The organism is Thalassobacillus pellis, assembly GCF_016908295.1.
GTDB lineage: Bacteria > Bacillota > Bacilli > Bacillales > Halobacillaceae > Thalassobacillus > Thalassobacillus pellis.
Genome location: NZ_JAFBDO010000007.1, coordinates 84,186 through 103,574, shown reverse-complemented (window position 1 = coordinate 103,574; position 19,389 = coordinate 84,186). Strand labels below are relative to the sequence as shown.

Below are 19,389 nucleotides of genomic sequence, written 5' to 3'. Positions count from 1 at the left end.
GAAGCTCCCTCAATTTCATGGTAAATTAATCTGTTTATTTTCCATTGATTCCTTATACAAAACGATCGTATTTCCGATAATTTGGACAATGTGGGCACCGGACCCTTCTGCCAGATCCTGAGCAACATCGTTCTTATCTTCTAAACAGTTCTGTAATACACTTACTTTTATTAATTCCCGTTTTTCCAAGGCATCATCAATTTGTGACACCATATTTTCATTGACTCCTGTTTTTCCTACTTGGAATATCGGAGATAAATGATGTGCCTGTGAGCGTAAATACCTTTTTTGTTTTCCTGTCAGCATATTATTCTCCTTTCAATTGTGCTTCAAGCTCCATAAGCAGCTTTGTTTCATCGATGCTTTTCCCAGTCCATATTTTAAAAGCATAAACTGCCTGGTAAAGCAGCATTTCGTGGCCTTGATGAATTCTGCCGCCATTACTTATGGCATCTTTCAGAAAAGCAGTTTCCAGAGGCTGGTATACGATATCACTCACAACTGCTCCTTCCTTCATATTTTTCAAAGATATGATGGATTCATCCGAACGGGGGTTCATACCCACAGTTGTTGTCTGTATGATCAGGTGATATTCAGCTATTCGTCCTTCTGCTTCCTTCAAAGTCAGGGAGTGAGAAGAGACAGCCGCTTCAGAAGCATTGACAATTGCCTCGGCTCGTTCTGTTGTACGATTGGCTACATCAATCTGTCTGACACCTTCATTCAATAATGTGAAAAATATACCTTTCGCTGCTCCTCCTGCACCTAATAGGAGCACTTTTGTATCTGGATGGAGGAGAGTTCCATATTTTGCCCTTAAAGAATTTACGAAGCCTTTACCATCTGTATTATAACCAAGCCAGCGACCATCATGATTTTTAACAGTATTTACTGCTCCCAACTTTTTCGCCTGCCCATCAATATCGTCAAGCTCTGGCATTATTTTTTGCTTAAACGGCACTGTCACATTAAAGCCGTCAAGCTGCTCATTTCGTAACAGCTCTATTTGCTGCTGGAAACTGCCTGGCTGCATTTCATATAATTGATATTGTCCCTCTATTCCTGCCAATTCGAGTAAGCGGGAATGAATCCATGGAGACAACGAGTGCTTTATCGGGTTGCCAATCAATCCTAACTTCATTTTCCTTCTCCTCCCCCATCATATCAATGAATCACGAAGCGACACTTTAACTCCTTCAGGAGCATGCACAGTTACCGAAACATTCCCCTCTGGTATCGTCACCCATCCCAGTCCTGAAACCACGATATCAGTTTTTCTATCTTTTATACGATAAGTCTGTGTTTTCAATTCGGGCAGATGCTCCATGGTTTCCAAATCAGGAGGAGATAACAGTTCGCCTAAATGATTGGTATAAAGTTCATCTGCTTTTTCCAACTTTGTGCGATGAATCGGAATATCATTAGAAAGGTAACAAATAAATGAACTTCTTTCTCCTTCTTCAAAATCCAGACGTGTCAAACCACCAAAATATAAGGTTTGCTGATCATTCAGCTGATAGACCCTTGGTTTTACTTCTTTTTTTGGAGTAATCAGTTTCAAATCTTTATCGGACATATAATGTGCCATCTGATGACGATGAATCACCCCTGGAGTATCAAACAATGAAGCAGCATCATCAAGCGGAATGCCGATGAATCCTAGTGTTGTTCCGGGAAAATAGGAAGTAGTTATGGCATCCTTGATACCCGATGTCCGATTGATCAGCCGGTTAATAAAAGTGGACTTCCCTACGTTGGTAGTACCGACTACATAGACGTCTTTTTTGTTCCTGGATCTCTCTATCGCTGCTGCCAGCTCCTCTATCCCCTCGCCTTTATGAGCGGAAATCAAATAGACAGCTTCCACTTTAAGCCCCCGTTCACTGGCTGACTTCTTCAACCATTGCTTGACTTTGTTGGGGTTCACCGATTTTGGGAGTATATCCATCTTGTTCCCGACCAAAATAATCGGATTATTCCCTGTCAACCGGGAAATTCCCGGAATAAAACTGCCATTAAAATCAAAGATATCAACCAAATTTACGATGAGGCTATCCGTATCAGCAATTTGGTTAAGCATCTCGAGAAAATCATCATCTTGGTAAGGGACATCCTGTACTTCGTTATAATTTTTTAAGCGAAAACACCTTTTACAAATGATATCATCTCTTTCTAAAGCTGACGGCGGTGCAAAGCCAGGCTGATCTGGTAACTCCGTCTGTATATCAGCTCCACATCCCTGACATATTAATTTACTCGTCAAAGTTTATTCCTCCCAGGTAATTTTTCCTTTTCTCCGCATCCAGTTCAGAATCCTTCGTTCCACTTTTCGGTTTACTCGTGTGAAAAATCCATCGGTTTCCACAACCGGGACCACCAAAATTGTATGGAAGCCAGCGAAATTGCCTCCCAGTACATCAGTCAACAATTGATCACCAACCACTACTATTTCGTCTTTTTTTAAATTCATTTGCTTTTGTGCCTTTTTAAACGCATGTGATAAAGGTTTACGGGCACTGTAAATAAAGCTTGTATCGAGTGGCTGAGAAAAGACACTTACTCTTTCTTCTTTATTATTGGAAGTTATCGTAACTTTAATATCGTACTCATCCAACAATTTAAACCATTGCACAATCTCTGGAGTTGCTTCTTTAACATCCCAGGCAACAAGCGTGTTATCAAGGTCTGTTATGATACCTTTGATTCCCCGTTCCACGAGTTCTTCTGGTCTGATTTCAAATACGTTAGTTACATGTTCGTTTGGCAGAAAATTTTTAAGCAATCCTGTTCACCTCATTTAACTTATAACGATTTACCGGTACGAATTCTCCTTACTAATCATATCCAAATTCCCATCCATATTCAAAGCGATTGTGTATGGGAGCAGCCTGCCTAATTTGGCGTCGCTCGACAATTAAGACGTCGAAAAAACACACCATAGGAAAATATACCACAAAAATGAAAAAACGTTCGACAAATTCCGGCACAACATTTCTTGTGGATAAGTTTATACACATTTTCCACACATCTACTACGTTAAATATAGAGAAAATTCATTCATTATTCACAAGTTATCTACAGCCTGTTGTAGATAACTGCTGTGTTGTAGGTGTATCCCTTTCATGGTAAGGTAATGATACATCAAAAGAAACCGATACATTTTAATAGAATTCCCCCTATCAGGAGGTGAACCATCACTCTCGGAGTGATGATTTTATGGAACATTTAACCGATGTCCTGTTAATAGAGTCTTACCACAAAGCTATAGAGTTAAATCTTAGCAAAGAGTTCATTCAACTGATCGAGGAAGAATTACATAAACGTTCAATCCATCCTTCTATCAAAAAAACCAGCTGAATATAGGTAAGATAAAACGCCCTGGCAGACACAAGGGTGTTTTTTATTTGCTTCCGGCTCATTCGATTTATGTAAATTCATGGACCATTTTTTAAGATAAACTACAACTATAGGGATAATTAGTTGAATAATACCTGCTTTTTTGATTACAATTGAGTGACTATGTTTGTAAAATACAGTCTTTATGTGACTGTTCCTTAAGATTATTTACAGGGAGGAACACCCAGATGTTGTTTGCCGTCTTATTACCATTCATTGCAGCTATATTCATCCCTTTTTTAAGTAAATGGAAAGAAAAGATTCATACAGGCTTTTTTGTAACACTTATCCCCCTGGTTGTCTTCATTTATTTCGTGCGATTTGCAGGGAACGATTTTCATCCTGTTACACAGAGCTATGACTGGATGCCTTCCTTGGATATCAATTTCGATTTTCACCTTGATGGACTGAGCCTACTCTTCGTCTTATTGATAAGTGGAATCGGTGTTCTTGTTGCCTTCTATTCCATCTATTATCTACATAAGTCAGAGCAGCTCGGTAATTTTTATGTCTACTTCCTTATCTTTATGGGTTCCATGTTGGGAGTTGTTTTATCAGATAACGTATTTGTCTTATATAGTTTCTGGGAATTCACTTCTCTTTCATCCTTTCTTTTGATTGGTTACTGGAATCACCGGAAAGGATCAAGATATGGTGCCTTAAAATCGATGCTGATTACTGTTTTTGGTGGTTTAAGTCTGCTCGGGGCCTTGATTTTCATGAGTGTAATCACTAATACAACCAGTATTCAGGGAATGATCAATGAGAAAGGCTTAATATTGAATCACGAATATTTCCCATTGATTTTAGTATTAGTGCTGCTTGGAGCATTTACTAAATCTGCTCAATTTCCTTTCCATATCTGGTTACCGGATGCCATGGAAGCTCCGACACCGGTCAGTGCTTACCTGCATTCGGCTACCATGGTAAAAGCCGGATTGTATTTGGTAGGAAGATACATGCCGTTGTTTGCCGAATCTGACTGGTTTTTCATCCTGGTCAGCGGGTTCGGAATTATAACTTTGTGCTGGGGATCTTACATGGCTGTCCGGCAAACAGATTTGAAAGCGATCTTAGCATTTTCTACCATCAGTCAGCTGGGTATGATCATGGCAATGCTTGGCTTTGGTACCAAGGCAGCAGTCTTTGCAGCCGCCTTTCATATCCTGAACCACGCCACTTTTAAAGGAAGCTTATTCATGGTGGCAGGAATCGTTGACCACGAAACTGGGACAAGAGACATTCGAAAGCTCGGAGGACTGCTCACTTTCATGCCGATTTCTGCCACTCTAGCAGTCATCGCTTCTTTTTCAATGGCTGGATTTCCACTTCCTTTTCTGAATGGTTTCTATAGTAAGGAGCTGTTTTTTGACGCTGCCATCAATCTCGGAATGACGACTAACAGCATTAAAGGGTTTATGCACAGCCTCATCCCATACCTTGCTGTTTTCGGAAGTATATTTACATTTGTCTATTCGATGTATTTCTTTTTCGGTACATTCACTGGGGGAAAAAATGTTTCTTCGCTGCCGAAAAAACCGCATGAAGCACCGATCGGCATGCTTATTTCTCCAGCTGTACTGGTAGGTGGTGTTTTGATTATCGGCTTGTTTCCAAAGCTGATCAACCAGCCATTCATTCATCATGCAGCCTCTGCAATATATGGTGCAGAAACAAAAGTCCATCACATTGTTTTTTGGCATGGATTCAAATTACCGCTGATCATGTCATTAACTGTAGTAGCTTTCGGCTCGATACTAGCCTTGTCCCGTCAAAGATGGGAATGGGTCTATAAGTACGTCCCAGGGTTTCTCAGCATGAACAAAGCTTATGATGGTCTTGTAAAAAGAACCGAAACATACTCTGCCAGTATCACCAATGCATATATGAACGGATCGCTTGCCAGATATTTCCGTCTGATTCTGTCCGCTATTCTTGTAGTTACTTTTATCGTTATGGGACTGACCAGCGGATTCACTTTCAGCTTCGCACATACAGCAGACATTACCTGGATTGAGATATTCGTCGCCCTTGTCATGGCAGCTGCTGCAATAGGAACGATTGTTGCTAGAGGGCGCCTGGCCGCTATCATCATTCTTGGTGTCGTAGGTTATGGATTATCCATACTATTCGTCATCTATCGCGCTCCTGATTTGGCTTTGACGCAATTAATCATTGAAACTATCACTGTTGCGTTATTTCTGATGGTATTTAATCACCTGCCGAAACTTGCGCCCAGGAATGAGAAAAAAAGTTCGGTGGCATTAAACATGATCATTTCGATAGGTTTTGGTGCATTACTGACAATGATCGCTATTTCTTCTCATAGCAGCAAATGGTTCGATTCTATAGCAGAATTCTTTATTAAAAATTCCTATAAACTTGGTGGAGGAGACAACATCGTTAATGTAATCCTTGTTGATATGCGTGGACTCGATACGTTGTTTGAAATTACGGTGCTCGGGATTGCTGCGCTGGCCATTTATGGAATGATTCGATTAAACAAAAAGAAGGAGGGGTCATAATGGAAATCATCATGTCCGTACTGGCTGGATTACTTTTCGCAACAGGTATTTACAACCTCCTTCAAAAACAGTTACTGAGGATAGCTATTGGAACGGCTCTTATTTCTCATGGAGCACACCTATTCATTTTGACCATGGGAGGATTAAAGCAGGGGGCCCCGCCTATTTTGGTGGAAGGGATTAAAGACTATACCGATCCTCTGCCACAGGCACTGATTTTGACATCGATTGTCATCAGCTTTGGTGTGACGAGCTTTCTGCTGGTGCTTGCATACAGAGCAGCAGAGGAAAATGGAACGGATAATATGGAACAAATGAGGGGAAACGAACATGACTAACTTAGTGATACTGCCTATTATCATACCTTTATTAGCTGGAATACTTGTTGCCTTTTTCCCGAGAAAGTTATCCATTGTACGTAAAATTGCCCAAGCCGTTTTTATTGGAAATTTAGTTATTGCTGGTTATCTTTTCTATTACGTGAAACAATACGGTACACTAATCCTGGAAACTGGAGGTTGGGCAGCACCTTATGGGATCGTAATTGTTGGAGACATGCTGGCTGTCACACTTGTGCTGACGACTAATATTATCGCAGTCGCGTGTGCTTTTTACGCGCCTAAATCTTTATCTGATCAGCAGGAATCCTACTATTTTTACACTTTCTTTTTCATGTTGATCACTGGGGTAAGCGGAGCATTTCTTACAGGAGATATTTTCAACTTGTTCGTCTTTTTTGAAGTACTGCTTATGGCTTCTTACGCGTTAATCGTTTTGGGAAATGGAAAAGTGCAGCTGCGGGAATCCATCAAATATTTACTGTTGAACTTGTTTTCATCTATGTTATTTGTCACCACGGTTGCGTTCGTATATTCCGTAGTAGGGACTGTGAACATGGCCCAGATTGCCCTACGCGTTCAGGAAGTTGATCAGAAGGGTATTCTGACAACCATTGGAATCCTGTTTTTTTTCGTGTTTGCTACAAAAGCGGCCGTATTCCCGTTATATTATTGGCTGCCAAAATCCTATAGTGTGCCGAATCCAGTTGTTTCAGCCCTTTTTGGAGCGTTACTGACAAAGGTAGGTATTTATTCCATTATCCGTGTTTTCACGCTCATTTTCACAAATGAACCAGGGCTCACGCATTCCCTGTTTATCCTACTGGCTGGTTTAACGATGCTGTTCGGTGTCATAGGTGCGTTATCTACGAACAATGTCCAATTAATTATTGCATATAACATCATACCGGCAGTCGGGTTCATGCTGATGGGAATCGGAATTTTTACAGAGGAATCACTAAGTGGTACGATTTATTATCTGGTTCATGACATGGTCATCAAAGGTGTACTTTTCTTATTGATCGGTGCTATTGTTTATGTGGCCGGCACTTCAGACCTGAGAAAAATGAACGGGTTGATTCATCAATATCCTTTACTCGGGTGGCTGTTTTTCCTTGCCTCGCTGGTTCTTGCCGGTATTCCGCCCTTCAGTGGATTCATTGGTAAGTTGCTGTTAATGCGAGGGGCTCTCTCCCAAGAAGAGATTATAATCGTCATTACCGGGCTGCTGAGCAGTCTCCTGATCCTTTTTTCCATGATGCGCATCTTCATCGGGGCATTCTGGGGAGAGAAAGATTCCAACAGTAGTGCCGAGCATAAATCTACCCGCGCTTTCGCCTGGCCGGTCGCCGGACTGTTGACGTTGTCTGTTACATTAGGAGTAGGTGCAGAATGGTTTTACCCGACAATCCAATCAATTGCACAGTATCTGATGTCGCCTGAAATCTATATTGATTCCGTGTTAAAGGAGTAAGCCATATGAACTTTCAAATCGTTATCAATATCGTAATAGCCATCCTGTGGATGTTTCTAAGCGAAAGTTATACATTCACTACCTTTTTTGTCGGGTATATGCTCGGAATAGCCCTGTTATTTTTGTTGCAGCGGTTTATCCCGGACGCCTTCTACTTGCAGCGCGTCGGAAAAATTCTAAGTTTAATCATCTTGTTCATTAAAGAGTTGCTGCTTTCTAATATCGACATTGTCAAACTTGTCTATAAACCTAAGCTAGATATTGAGCCGGGAATTTTCGCATTACCTACTGAGCTTAAAAGTAATTGGGAAATCACACTGCTTGCTAATTTGATTACGCTGACACCGGGTACTCTATCCATAGCAATCAGTGAAGACCAATCTTATATTTATGTCCATGCAATGGATATACCTGATGTAGAAGAGTCAATCAACGACATCAAGGATACCTTTGAAAAGGCGATCATGGAGGTGACACGGTAATGGAGTCATTGGCAGTTTTTTTCGATGATATGATCAGATATGTAACTATTGCATGCCTCATTGTCATTTCCATATCTCTTATCATTCTAATGTACCGTGCTATAAAAGGACCGACTAATCCTGACCGGGCTGTTGCCCTGGATACGATCGGGATTAATCTGATGGCAATAGCTGGTCTTATGGCAATTCTTCTTATCACTACACAGCTGAACGATGTCATCCTGCTGATCGGCATATTGTTGTTCATCGGTACCGTAGCCATCGCCAAATTCTTAGAAAAGGGTGTTATCATTGAGCGAGATTTGGATTAGCATATTAATGGATATCGTCATCATTTTATCGCTTGTCACCGGTACCTTTTTCATCTTTTCAAGTTCAATAGGGATTTTGAGATTCCCTGATGTTTATACCAGGCTCCATGCCATTACCAAAGGATCTACATTAGGAATTGCCGGCATTATGATCGGTTCTTTCATATTCCTCTACATCGAGCATGGCATAATCAGTGGCAAATTGCTTCTTGGAATGGTGTTTGTATTAATAACCGCCCCGGTATCCGGGCACATGATTTCCCGTGCAGCCTACCGATCTGGAGTGAAGCTATGGGACGAAAGCGTGAAAGACGATTATGGAAATGCGCTTGAACATGCTAAAAAACTAAAAGATCATTAACTATTAAGAGTATCACCTGTGGTAAATATCATATGGGTGATACTCTTTTTTATGGCAATTGAATATGGACAGACACGATTTCCCATCCTCCGACATAAGGTAACGTATAGGCGAAGGCCCAACGTGGAGGAGGAGGTTCATCTATGTCCAGCATACTGGGTTCTCTGATTTATCTGCTCAAAGAAACCTTCCTGTTTGTATCCTATGTCAAGAACCAGGCGTTTCCCAACCCTCTGCCCCCGGAAGAAGAAAGCAAGCAGCTTGAACTGATGCAGAAAGGCGACCAACATGCCAGAGACCTGTTGATTGAACATAATCTAAGGCTGGTCGCACACATCGTGAAAAAATTCGAAAACACAAAAGAAGATACAGAAGATTTGATTTCCATAGGAACGATTGGGTTGATCAAAGGAATTGAGAGCTATTCCCCCAATAAAGGAACAAAACTGGCAACATATGCGGCAAGATGTATTGAAAATGAAATCCTGATGCACCTGCGTGCCTTGAAAAAAACTAAGAAAGATGTGTCTCTTCATGACCCTATCGGGCAGGATAAAGAGGGGAATGAGATTAGCCTGATTGATATCCTGAAGGCTGAGCATGTCGATGTAGTAGAACAAATCCAATTAGGCATGGAACTTGAAAAAATCAAAGACTTCATTACCATTCTGGATGACAGGGAAAAAGAAGTTCTCATCGCCCGTTACGGACTGAATGCCGAAGAAGAAAAGACTCAACGGGAAATTGCAAAAGAGCTTGGAATATCAAGAAGCTATGTATCACGGATTGAAAAAAGGGCATTAATGAAGATTTTCCATGAATTCTATAAGCATGAACGAGCTAAAATGGGTATTTCTCCTATATCGAACCAATGACAAGTTCATAAGATATAGTAATTAACCTATTCAGGAGGCGAATTGCCTATGTATGGCGTTTATGGTCCATATGCGCCCTACCCATACGCTTACCCTTATTACCAGGGCGGTCAATGGTATGCTTTATTCATCGTAGTTCTGCTGCTTGTATTGATTCTTGGCGGGGCATATTGGTACTTCAATTACTATCAATAAATGAATTCATAAGTCATAACAAGAGCGAAAGCGCCTTGCTCACCCCCTGACCAGCTTAAGCCCAGCCTCGCCGTGACGTTCTCTGTCACAGAGAGGATCGGCTTAAGACCTCGAGGGGGTAGGCGCTGGAGCTGGATGAAACAAGAGCGAAAGCGCCTCGTTCACCCCCGACCAGCTTAAGCCCAGCCTCGCCGTGACGTTCTCTGTCACAAAGAGGATCGGCTTAAGACCTCGAGGGGGTAGGCGCTGGAGCTGGATGAAACAAGAGCGAAAGCGCCTCGTTCACCCCGACAGAAATCAGAAAAGGCAGGTGACCAGTACTATCCTGGCCGCCTGCCTTAATTATTTATTCGTTTTCATGTTGGTGGAGCTGCTGCTGCAATTCCGATAATTGAAGTGTGAAATAGAAAGCAAATGTTAGGCCTATCAAGGTCAATGTAACCATGATAGATTCTAGGTCATTATGATAGACATACATACTGATGATTGTTCCGATAAAGAAATAACTGCTCAAAATAATTAAAGTAAGGATGAATCGCTTATAATCTTCTATCTTCTTTTCCACTTGATTCATAGTTTTCTCCACCTCCAGCAGTCTACATTGTAACATGTATGGGCCGTTCATGAAGGTGGTAATATTTGATAGCCAACTAGTTATTGGAAGCTTCAGGCAGCCCTTCCAACATATTCATAATGAGGTTGGCAGCATTCTCTGCAGCTTGGGCAAGAAAATTATCAAAGGAGACCGATGATTCTTTACCTGCAATGTCTGATAAAGCCCTGATGACGACAAAAGGTGTGCCATATTTATAACAGACTTGCGCAATGGAAGCAGCCTCCATTTCGGCTGCAATCATCTCAGGGAACTTGCCTCGTACAAAATCCACTCTGTCTTCCTCATGCATGAATGAGTCCCCGGTAGCTATGATTCCTTTAGCTCCTCGTACTCCCAAATGTTCAACGGCTTGTTCAGCTTTTTTGATAAGTTCTTCGTCTGCTGCGTACAGAGCGGGCATACCTGGTACCTGACCGTAGTCATATTTAAATGCAGTAACATCAACGTCGTGATGAGTGATTAAGGTGGAAATCACTAAATCCCCGACATCTAAATGTTTGGCAAATCCTCCTGCAGACCCTGTGTTGATAACGTGAGACGGCTGAAACCGTTCATGAAGTATGGTTGAAGCCATTGCGGCATTCACTTTTCCAATACCAGATTTTAATACTGTCACATGCTTGTCTTTCAGCTTTCCTTGGATGAATTGGATTCCTGCTATTTCTTCCTCATGATTGATTTCCATGTTATTTTTCAATAGTTCGATTTCTTCATCCATTGCGCCAATAATGCCTATCACGCATATCCGTCCTCTCTAGTCTACGTCTGTTAAATGTTAGTCTTTATCATTTTCCTGAAGAACTTCTACTTTTGTCGGCTGGTAACCTTTATTCTCTACCCACTCGACATAAACCCGATAATTTTCCGTTTCTGCTTTATTTGTAGCAGTAGCAATCACTTTGTTATGACCATTGCCTTCTGCCCACCAGAGTATCATATCCCCTTCAGCAAGCCCTGCCCCTTTTCGGATAGCCTGTTTCATTTCCTGCCAGTCCTGTGTTCCTTTTTCATAGGTTATTCCAGAATGGTTTTCCTGCTTTGTTGGCACTGGGCTCCAATCTTTGGTAATGACTTTCTCTACATTCGGTTTATCGCTTTCTTTCACTTGAGCGTCCTTTGAGTCATCTTCTTTCTTTTTTTCATCATTCTTCTGTTTGTCGTCTTTCTGTTTATCTTCCGAGTTATTTTTATCTTCCTGACCAGACTCTTCATTCGATGATGGAGTATCGCTGCCATTATTTTCGGATTCTTTCTTATCGGAATTTGAATCGCTGCTTTTCTTTTGATACTCCTCAGAGATTGTTATCTTCGGTTCATCTTTCTGGTCAGAAGCTTTGTCCTCATTTCCATTAAACAAAAACATAGCTATCAACAATAGAATCAACAGGCTGCCGAGACCAGCTAGCCAAGTTGCCAATTTAGTGCCCTTTCTTCTTTTATCAAAGCGGTTAACACGCGTAGAACCATTATTTTTTTGAGCCATTTTCAACCCTCCCAAGTCTATATTATACAAGATTAAAAGTGATGAACCAATTACTTTGTAAGAGGTATTTGATGGCGATTTTGTCGATTAGCCACTAGTTTTGTACTACAGGCAGGAAGACAAGCATATGTATCAAATAATATAAAATATTATTATGATGAGGTGATTTGCTGGTGAGATATACAAAATTCGACTCCGCTGTTTGGAATAATCAATCTTTTGAACATGTCGGATACGATAAGACGGCAAAACGGCTATGCATCATTTTTATGAACAATTTGACGGCTTGTTTTGAAGGTGTAGAAGAATCTACGATTTTCCATTTCATTCTATCCACAGAAAAAGAAAGTTTCTTAAATGAGGTTCTACTCGCCAACTACGAATGCAGACTTTTCACTTCTTCTAATCTAGAAACCACCGTAACTCAATGAGTTACAAGAGCGGACAGTGCCTTATTGCTTGTCCACTCCTGGCTCATGCTCTGTTATCACTTTTGTCAGCTCTTTAAAAAGCAGATAATTTGCCTGGTCAGCTGGGCTTTGAAAAAGATCAGCTACAACCATAGCATATTTCGGTTCATTTACAGGAAAATAACCCGCAAACCAGTAATGACAGGTGCCTGGCTTTCCGATTTCTGCAGTTCCTGATTTACCTGCAATGGAAAGTCCCTGCAGACTTTTTCCTGTACCTGTCTCTACAACTTCAGCCAAAAGTTGCTGCAATTTCTTGGCTGTCAAGGGGGATATTTGCTGTGTTGCTTCATTTTTGAATTCAAAGAGTGTCGTCCCATTTTTATATGTGAAACTGTTTACCGCCTTCACCTGCTTAGACATGCCATCATTCGCGATCGTTGCCATCAGATTTGCTGCGGCAAGAGGTGATATCCGTACATTTTTTTGACCAATTGCAGTCTGAGAAATCGCTTTAGCCACAAATCTGTCACTTTTATCCCCCCAAACGTTACCTTTTTCTTCTTCGGGAAGCTGTTGGAAGTCTTGATGTTTAAAAACTTCACCAGACCAGCCTGCATAATCTAATAGCCCTAATTTCGATGCATAATCAGCGATGATCTCCGGATCAAGCTTTTGCAATTTCCTTCCTATTTCAGCAAATGCGAAATTACAGCTTTCAGCAAAACTTTCCTCGAAGGTCAATTGTCCCAGCTTCCGTTCGGCTTCATCGGTACCGTATACATTATTATCGCAGTTATATGTTTCCAACAGTGCCTGAGGATAGTTTTCAATCGCTGCCGCTGCTGAGACGATTTTAAATATGGAGCCAGGTATGTGACTGCTCAACATCCGATTCCTCAGGCTTTTATTTTCGTCATAAAGTGAACCGTAAGAAATAGCCGGGCGTGATACCATAGCTAGGATTTCTCTTGTTTTTATATCTAGTAGTACCATTCCACCTTCTTTCAGTGTCGATTGGTCTATAATGGATTCGATTTTTTTCTGCAGTTTGCTATCCAGAGTTGTCTTTACACTAAGGGGATAAAAACTGCTCTTTTCCCCCTGAACTCTCATATTCAAGCCTAACAGCGGGTTTCCAAGAGCATCAATATGATATTGGAGTATTTTCTTGCCTTCCCCTGTCAAAAAAGTGTCAAAAGCTGCTTCCAATCCTGATATTCCGTATGGCCTGACCGCTGAAAAGTCCTCATCCGGGTATCTCTTTTGAAAGCCTTTTTTACTACTTCCTGTAAGCCCGATTAAATGGGATGCAGGTTCCGTTTTTACAGGCGTTTGCCTTTCAACCGGCACTACTCCTGGTAAATGATAGGATTGCAATTTTTCATACAAGGATTCATCCACCTGTTCCCATCGTTCTGTTAAGTAGAAAGGTTCTTCAGCTTTATCGAACCATCCTTCCCACTCCTCACTGGAAATTTGTAATGTATCCAGCATGACATTCCTAATTCCACTTACGTCCTTAACAAAGGGAAACAGCACGACATCCAGATTGCTTTTCATATTTAATTCTGTTCCATAACGATCAATAATCTTTCCTCTTCCATCAGAAACAGTAATTTGTGATGCACGCTGAGCAACACTTTCACTGAGAAGGTTTACTTTTTCTGTCCCAAACCTTTCCGTATTCATTAATTGGATATCAACCAACCGATAAATCAGACATGAAAAGCCAATCAGAAGTATAATCACATATATAATAACTCTGTTTTTCTTCATACCTATCACTCCTGTGACAAGTATGGGCAGCAGAGTAAGCACCTAAACAAAAAAATGAAGGAAATCCTGTCATTAGTCGACAGAAATACTCCGTGTTTTTTCTTTAGCCTCTGGTCCTTTATAAAACTAAAGAAGCTGTTACAGCTTGTTGTTGTTTCTCACGTAATCGCTTGCCGGCAGATGCTTGCCTCGGGCACGGCCTCAAGCCTTCTTGGTCAAAACGATCAATTAACCAAGTGGACACTTGCTCGCGCTTATCCCGAAGGCGCACCGTCTCTCACGCATCGTGAAAGCAACAATGAGATAACTATTAGTTCTGTATAAAAAAATCGTTTTTTCTTAGGACATTGCAATAACTACAAAATAACCTGAAGGAATAAAGGCCTAAAGTCCCTAAAAAAACAAAACGGCCTGCATGGACATAACTCCATACAGACCGTTTTTATAAATCATACCTTTGTTAATTATTCCGTGTTGTATGATTTTAAAATCCATACTTCCGGGTATGGAAGGCAAGGAAAAATTGGTCAAAGAAGGCTGTCGGGAAAATTCCCGACAGCCTGATGAAGATCATAAATCAGTCTACTTTCACAATTTTCACTTCGATTTCGCCACCGGGGGTCATCACAGTTACTTGCTCCCCAACTTCGTGTCCAAGCAGGCTCTTCGCCATAGGAGAGTCATTGGAAATTTTCCCTTCAAATGGGTCTGCCTCTGCACTTCCAACGATGGTGTAAGTTTCCTCATCACCTTCGGGAAGTTCTTGGAAAGTTACCGATTTACCCAGGGAGACCATATCCGGATTTTGATTGTCGTTTTCTATGATCACTGCGTTTCGGATCATATTTTCAACATGGGAAATACGGGATTCTACAAATGCTTGTTCTTCCTTAGCAGAATCGTATTCCGAATTCTCGGATAAGTCGCCAAAGCCTCTCGCAATTTTGATACGCTCTACCACTTCCTGGCGGCGTTCCGTTTTTAAATAATGAAGCTCATTTTCTAGTTTTTGTTTACCTTCCTGAGTCATATAGTAGCTTTTCTCTTCAGCCATTTATTGACCACTCCTTTATCGCAACAGTAATCTATTCCTCTTTATCAATATATAAAAATGAGCAGCACTTATGAGGTGCGCTCCACTAAATTTTGAGGAATTTTTGTTCTCTATGACTTACTAAACAAAACTATGCCAGATTTCATATGACTTTTCAACTCTTTTTTTCCAATCAATACATGGAATGACGGCTGAGAATCGTCTGGATTTTCGTAGCCATCAAGTCAATTGCCACATGGTTCTGTCCCCCTTCAGGGATGATGATATCTGCATAGCGCTTGGTCGGTTCCACGAATTGAAGATGCATTGGTCGAACAACGTTAGTATACTGCTCGATTACGGAATCAATGGTCCGGCCCCGTTCTTTAATGTCCCTCATTAATCTGCGAATGATTCGAATATCTGCATCCGTGTCAACGAACACTTTTATATCCATCAAATCACGCAGGCGATCATCTTCGAGTACGAGGATGCCCTCCACGATAATCACTTCTTTTGGCTCCACCCGGATAGTTTCACTGGATCGTGTATGGAGTTTATAGTCATAAACTGGTTTTTCGATCGTCTTTTCGTCAATCAATTGCTTCAGATGCGCTATAAGCAAATCATTATCGAATGCCAGTGGATGATCATAATTAGTTTGGAGCCGCTCTTCGTATGGAAGATGGCTTTGATCTTTATAATAATAATCCTGTTCAATCATTAATATTGTCTTATCGGCAAAGCGCTGGATGATCGAACGGGTCACACTCGTCTTACCTGACCCTGTGCCGCCAGCAACCCCAATTACTACAGGCCTGTCTTGCATGCTCTATGTTTCCCCTTTCCTGACATCTGATTCTATTTAAGATATTTATTTTTTAACACTGATGGCTACACCATCACCAATCGGGACAATTGTCGTATGATAGTCAGGATGGCTGATCAACCACTTATTATATTCTCTAATTTTCCCAGCTATGTTTTCCATTTTTTTATTATCAGCCTGTCGTCCTGCTACAAAGCCTTTAAAAAGGACATTATCAGATATAATAACACCATCTTTATGAAGCATGCCTGAATATATTTCGAAAAACTTTTGATATTGCCCTTTAGCTGCATCAATGAAAAGCAAATCATACGGGCCGTTTTTTTCAGCCTCTTGCCTTAAGTCGAGGGCGTCTCCAATTAGTACCTTTATTTTATTGGAACGGTCATATTTAGCCAAATTCTCTTGGGCTTCACGGTACCGTTCTGGATCTCTTTCCATCGTAATTATCTCAGCTTCCGGGAACGCTTCGGCCATCCGTAATGCCGAATAACCAATGGCTGTACCAATTTCCAATATTCTTCCAGGTTTTTTCATGCGTATCATCTGCATAAGAAATTCGATTCCTAAGGGTTCCATGATAGGTACATGATGCTCACTTGCATAGCTTTCCATTTCCTTCACCCATGTATCTCTCTCAGGGAGTAGAGATGCTAGATATCGTTCCGTATCGTTCATCTGTTTTTCTCCTTTAACCCACCATTATTTACTTCGCAACTTAACAATTTTAGCATATTCTTGGTATTTTTTTAATGAATAACCTTTGAAGCCGCCACGATGCATATAATACGGTCAGACCCAAAACCTTTTCTAAAAGAAAAAAGCTAGGTGTCTGACCGAATCAGTAAAGTAGTTATGAAGATTGATTTCCAATATGTTCTTTTTTTAATTGTAGATGTTTTTCATGAGTCTTAGAATAATAAATGTTTCCTTCTGAATCAGCTACGAAGTAGAGATAATCAGATTCGGTCGGATTCAAAGCCGCTTTCAGGGAATTCTCATTAAAATTAGATATAGGACCTACCGGCAAACCGGTGACATGATAGGTGTTATAAGGCGATTCAACTTCTAAATCTTCATATAAAACACGGTCTTTGTGTTCACCGAGAGCATACAAAACAGTTGGATCTGTTTGCAATGGCATTTCTTTAGCCATTCGATTGTAAAATACACCTGCGATTTTTTTACGTTGTTCCGCTGACCTTGCTTCATTTTCAAGTAATGAAGCCATGGTTATTGCATCATGTATGGAATCCAGCGGTACATTTTCTAACTGATCCTTATACGGCAATACTACCTCGACTGTTTTTTCCAGCATTTGATTAATAATTTTATCAATACTTGGGTTTTCTTTGTAATACTGATAGGTGGACGCATACAAGTATCCTTCCAGCGGATAACGGATTTTCTCTCCCAATATAGCATCCGTCAGCAGTCGAGGATACTTATCCATCAATGATTTTACATATTTGGGATCATTGGCTTTTTTCAAAAATTCTTTTTTAGTGAAGTTTGTATTTTCTTCGCTGGCAAAAATCGTGGCAATCTGTTCTAAAGTTTTACCCTCAGGAATAGTTACAGAAAAGAGTGATTCTCTCATAACCTTTCCGCTTTTTAATGTATTTATTACTTCTTCTATGGTCATTGATGGGGTAAATTCATATTCTCCCGCCTGGAAACCAGTCTCATTCTTGAACTTTGTATAAAAACGAAAAATAGTAGCATCTTTAATAATACCTTTTTCTTCTAAGATATTTGCTATATGGGAAGTAGAAGAGCCTAAAGGAACTTCTACGGAGACTTCTTCCTCACTCGATGGATCGACTGGCTGCAGGGCAGATTTCACATATAGATATCCTGCAATTCCGCCTCCTACGATGATGACAAGTAATGCGGTCAGGACTATTGCTACAACCTTTCTCACTATACTTGCTTCCTCTCCTCGTTTTTTCAAACGTTTTCTGTATTGATCTTCAAAATTAGAACCAGACATTAGGACCTTCCTCCTTCATCCGGTACATTATACTACAAAATACAGCAATATTTCTATGAATCATGTAGAAAAAGATAAATTCGTAACAGATCAAACAGAGCTGGAAAATCAGTTTTAACCTGACTAATAAGATTAATGTTAATCCTTATCGTGACAGAGCTTGTGGCACGCGTTCCCTCATCCTTCCGTGAATGCGTCAGTTACTCTTATACTTGGAAGGACTTCTTTGCAAAAATTGTATACCTTCCTACCGTGTAAGAAAGAAAAAACGCTCCCAGATTTGGGAGCGCTTTTTCTTTATTCTTGCTCTTCGGTCAGCGTATTTAAAGTCTCTTCCACCATATTCCATTCTTCATCGGTCTCAATTTGATAAAGCGCGAGATCGTCATCATCGCCTTCTTTTTCTTCATAACGGAATGCAAAGACTTCTACTTCTTCGTCTTCTTTCTGTTCTGCAGGAACAACTGCGATATACGATTGGTTTGTTTCATCTACATCAAAGGTGAAAAGAACTTCAAAGAGATGTTCTTCCCCATTTTCATCAGGGATTATGATTCTTTCTTGTTCTTCTAATGCCATGTCACGCCACTCCTTTATTGATTGGAATCAAGGTAGCTTTGCAGAATGATAACTGCAGCCATCTTGTCTATCACTTTTTTACGTTTCTTCCGGCTGACATCTGCACTTAATAGTACACGTTCAGCTGCCATTGTTGTCAGACGTTCGTCCCAATATACAACCGGCAGCTGAAATGTCTTTTCAACATGGCTGCCAAAATCCTTGCTCGCTTCACCGCGCGGACCGATAGTGCCATTCATATTTTTCGGAAGACCGATGACTACCTTGGAAACGTCATGTTGCTGGATGATTTCCTTCAGGGATTCCTGCGCTGTTTTAAATTCAGGCTCCTGCCATTTAATTGTGGTGAGACCCTGAGCTGTCCATCCGAACGCATCGGAAACTGCAACCCCAATCGTTTTCTCACCTACATCTAATCCTGCTGTCTTCATTTTATTTGTCTCTGTTTCCCTCCAAATAGTATTTCACCAGTTCTTCAATTAATTCATCCCGTTCCATTTTCCTGATGAGATTTCTTGCGTCTTTGTGGCGAGGGATATAGGCTGGATCACCGGATAGCAGGTAACCGACGATTTGATTGATCGGATTATATCCCTTTTCCTGCAGGGACTCATGCACAGAGAGAAGTACAGACCGCACATCCTGATCGAACGGTTCCTCTGAAAAATTAAATTTCATTGTTTTATCCATTGAACTCATTTGTCAACACC

At 40.8% G+C, this 19,389-nt stretch carries 25 protein-coding genes; 10 read left to right on the top strand and 15 right to left on the bottom strand.

Annotation, left to right across the window (positions count from 1 at the left end):
- Positions 1-15: 15 nt before the first annotated feature.
- The 4 genes from yhbY to JOC33_RS17710 are packed head-to-tail and all read right to left on the bottom strand — an operon-like array spanning position 16 to position 2,782.
- A complete protein-coding gene (yhbY, locus tag JOC33_RS17725; protein ID WP_205093882.1) occupies positions 16-306 on the bottom strand; it encodes a ribosome assembly RNA-binding protein YhbY in 291 nt (96 codons plus the stop codon).
- 1 nt (position 307) lies between these two features.
- Entirely contained in the window at positions 308-1,141 is an 834-nt protein-coding gene (aroE, locus tag JOC33_RS17720; RefSeq protein WP_205093881.1) for a shikimate dehydrogenase, read from the bottom strand.
- 18 nt (positions 1,142-1,159) lie between these two features.
- Positions 1,160-2,263 carry a ribosome biogenesis GTPase YqeH gene (gene yqeH, locus JOC33_RS17715; RefSeq protein WP_205093880.1) on the bottom strand — a complete coding sequence of 368 codons (1,104 nt, stop codon included), beginning with the start codon at positions 2,261-2,263 and terminating at the stop codon, positions 1,160-1,162.
- 3 nt (positions 2,264-2,266) lie between these two features.
- Entirely contained in the window at positions 2,267-2,782 is a 516-nt protein-coding gene (locus JOC33_RS17710; protein WP_205093879.1) for a YqeG family HAD IIIA-type phosphatase, read from the bottom strand.
- A gap of 434 nt (positions 2,783-3,216) precedes the next feature.
- Between JOC33_RS17710 and sda the strand changes: the two genes are divergently transcribed.
- The 9 genes from sda to JOC33_RS17665 all read left to right on the top strand — a co-directional run bounded on the left by sda (position 3,217) and on the right by JOC33_RS17665 (position 9,957).
- Positions 3,217-3,357, top strand: coding sequence for a sporulation histidine kinase inhibitor Sda (gene sda / locus JOC33_RS17705; protein ID WP_205093878.1), 141 nt, complete (start codon positions 3,217-3,219; stop codon positions 3,355-3,357).
- Positions 3,358-3,584: 227 nt separating this feature from the next.
- A complete protein-coding gene (locus JOC33_RS17700) occupies positions 3,585-5,921 on the top strand; it encodes a Na+/H+ antiporter subunit A (RefSeq protein ID WP_205093877.1) in 2,337 nt (778 codons plus the stop codon).
- Positions 5,921-6,259, top strand: coding sequence for a Na(+)/H(+) antiporter subunit C (locus tag JOC33_RS17695; protein ID WP_205093876.1), 339 nt, complete (start codon positions 5,921-5,923; stop codon positions 6,257-6,259). The genes JOC33_RS17700 and JOC33_RS17695 overlap by 1 nt, the downstream gene beginning before the upstream one ends.
- Positions 6,252-7,733 carry a Na+/H+ antiporter subunit D gene (locus JOC33_RS17690; RefSeq protein WP_205093875.1) on the top strand — a complete coding sequence of 494 codons (1,482 nt, stop codon included), beginning with the start codon at positions 6,252-6,254 and terminating at the stop codon, positions 7,731-7,733. Before JOC33_RS17695 ends, JOC33_RS17690 begins: the two co-directional genes overlap by 8 nt.
- A gap of 5 nt (positions 7,734-7,738) precedes the next feature.
- Entirely contained in the window at positions 7,739-8,215 is a 477-nt protein-coding gene (locus tag JOC33_RS17685; RefSeq protein WP_205093874.1) for a Na+/H+ antiporter subunit E, read from the top strand.
- 29 nt (positions 8,216-8,244) lie between these two features.
- Positions 8,245-8,526 (top strand): Na(+)/H(+) antiporter subunit F1, encoded by a 282-nt coding sequence (locus tag JOC33_RS17680; RefSeq protein WP_420825723.1) that lies wholly within the window; start codon positions 8,245-8,247, stop codon positions 8,524-8,526.
- Entirely contained in the window at positions 8,507-8,887 is a 381-nt protein-coding gene (gene mnhG / locus JOC33_RS17675) for a monovalent cation/H(+) antiporter subunit G (protein WP_239534285.1), read from the top strand. The genes JOC33_RS17680 and mnhG overlap by 20 nt, the downstream gene beginning before the upstream one ends.
- 143 nt (positions 8,888-9,030) lie before the next feature.
- Entirely contained in the window at positions 9,031-9,762 is a 732-nt protein-coding gene (gene sigK, locus JOC33_RS17670; RefSeq protein WP_205093872.1) for an RNA polymerase sporulation sigma factor SigK, read from the top strand.
- A gap of 48 nt (positions 9,763-9,810) precedes the next feature.
- On the top strand, positions 9,811-9,957 hold the full coding sequence (locus JOC33_RS17665) for a hypothetical protein (RefSeq protein ID WP_205093871.1): 147 nt from the start codon (positions 9,811-9,813) through the stop codon (positions 9,955-9,957).
- A gap of 346 nt (positions 9,958-10,303) precedes the next feature.
- Here JOC33_RS17665 and JOC33_RS17660 read toward each other — a convergent pair whose 3' ends face one another.
- The 3 genes from JOC33_RS17660 to JOC33_RS17650 all read right to left on the bottom strand — a co-directional run bounded on the left by JOC33_RS17660 (position 10,304) and on the right by JOC33_RS17650 (position 12,056).
- A complete protein-coding gene (locus JOC33_RS17660) occupies positions 10,304-10,531 on the bottom strand; it encodes a YrhC family protein (RefSeq protein ID WP_205093870.1) in 228 nt (75 codons plus the stop codon).
- A gap of 76 nt (positions 10,532-10,607) precedes the next feature.
- Positions 10,608-11,312, bottom strand: coding sequence for a 5'-methylthioadenosine/S-adenosylhomocysteine nucleosidase (gene mtnN / locus JOC33_RS17655; RefSeq protein WP_205093869.1), 705 nt, complete (start codon positions 11,310-11,312; stop codon positions 10,608-10,610).
- 36 nt (positions 11,313-11,348) lie between these two features.
- A complete protein-coding gene (locus JOC33_RS17650) occupies positions 11,349-12,056 on the bottom strand; it encodes a YrrS family protein (protein ID WP_205093868.1) in 708 nt (235 codons plus the stop codon).
- 173 nt (positions 12,057-12,229) lie between these two features.
- Between JOC33_RS17650 and JOC33_RS20620 the strand changes: the two genes are divergently transcribed.
- Entirely contained in the window at positions 12,230-12,487 is a 258-nt protein-coding gene (locus JOC33_RS20620) for a KTSC domain-containing protein (RefSeq protein ID WP_205093867.1), read from the top strand.
- A 21-nt stretch (positions 12,488-12,508) separates the two neighbouring features.
- On the opposite strand, the gene JOC33_RS17640 is transcribed toward JOC33_RS20620, so the two are convergent.
- The 8 genes from JOC33_RS17640 to JOC33_RS17605 all read right to left on the bottom strand — a co-directional run bounded on the left by JOC33_RS17640 (position 12,509) and on the right by JOC33_RS17605 (position 19,378).
- Entirely contained in the window at positions 12,509-14,245 is a 1,737-nt protein-coding gene (locus JOC33_RS17640; RefSeq protein ID WP_205093866.1) for a peptidoglycan D,D-transpeptidase FtsI family protein, read from the bottom strand.
- 577 nt (positions 14,246-14,822) lie between these two features.
- On the bottom strand, positions 14,823-15,299 hold the full coding sequence (gene greA, locus JOC33_RS17635) for a transcription elongation factor GreA (RefSeq protein ID WP_205093865.1): 477 nt from the start codon (positions 15,297-15,299) through the stop codon (positions 14,823-14,825).
- Positions 15,300-15,471: 172 nt separating this feature from the next.
- The gene (udk, locus tag JOC33_RS17630) at positions 15,472-16,107 is read right to left on the bottom strand and encodes a uridine kinase (RefSeq protein WP_205093864.1); all 636 of its coding nucleotides are present in this window, start codon (positions 16,105-16,107) and stop codon (positions 15,472-15,474) included.
- Positions 16,108-16,152: 45 nt separating this feature from the next.
- The gene (locus JOC33_RS17625) at positions 16,153-16,785 is read right to left on the bottom strand and encodes an O-methyltransferase (protein ID WP_205093863.1); all 633 of its coding nucleotides are present in this window, start codon (positions 16,783-16,785) and stop codon (positions 16,153-16,155) included.
- A gap of 175 nt (positions 16,786-16,960) precedes the next feature.
- Positions 16,961-18,100, bottom strand: a complete 1,140-nt coding sequence (gene mltG / locus JOC33_RS17620) for an endolytic transglycosylase MltG (RefSeq protein WP_205093862.1) — start codon at positions 18,098-18,100, stop codon at positions 16,961-16,963.
- Positions 18,101-18,397: 297 nt separating this feature from the next.
- Entirely contained in the window at positions 18,398-18,679 is a 282-nt protein-coding gene (locus tag JOC33_RS17615; RefSeq protein WP_205093861.1) for a DUF1292 domain-containing protein, read from the bottom strand.
- 14 nt (positions 18,680-18,693) lie between these two features.
- Positions 18,694-19,110: a Holliday junction resolvase RuvX gene (gene ruvX / locus JOC33_RS17610; RefSeq protein ID WP_205093860.1), complete on the bottom strand. Its 417-nt coding sequence runs from the start codon at positions 19,108-19,110 to the stop codon at positions 18,694-18,696.
- 1 nt (position 19,111) lies between these two features.
- Positions 19,112-19,378, bottom strand: coding sequence for an IreB family regulatory phosphoprotein (locus JOC33_RS17605; RefSeq protein WP_205093859.1), 267 nt, complete (start codon positions 19,376-19,378; stop codon positions 19,112-19,114).
- Positions 19,379-19,389 lie beyond the last annotated feature (11 nt).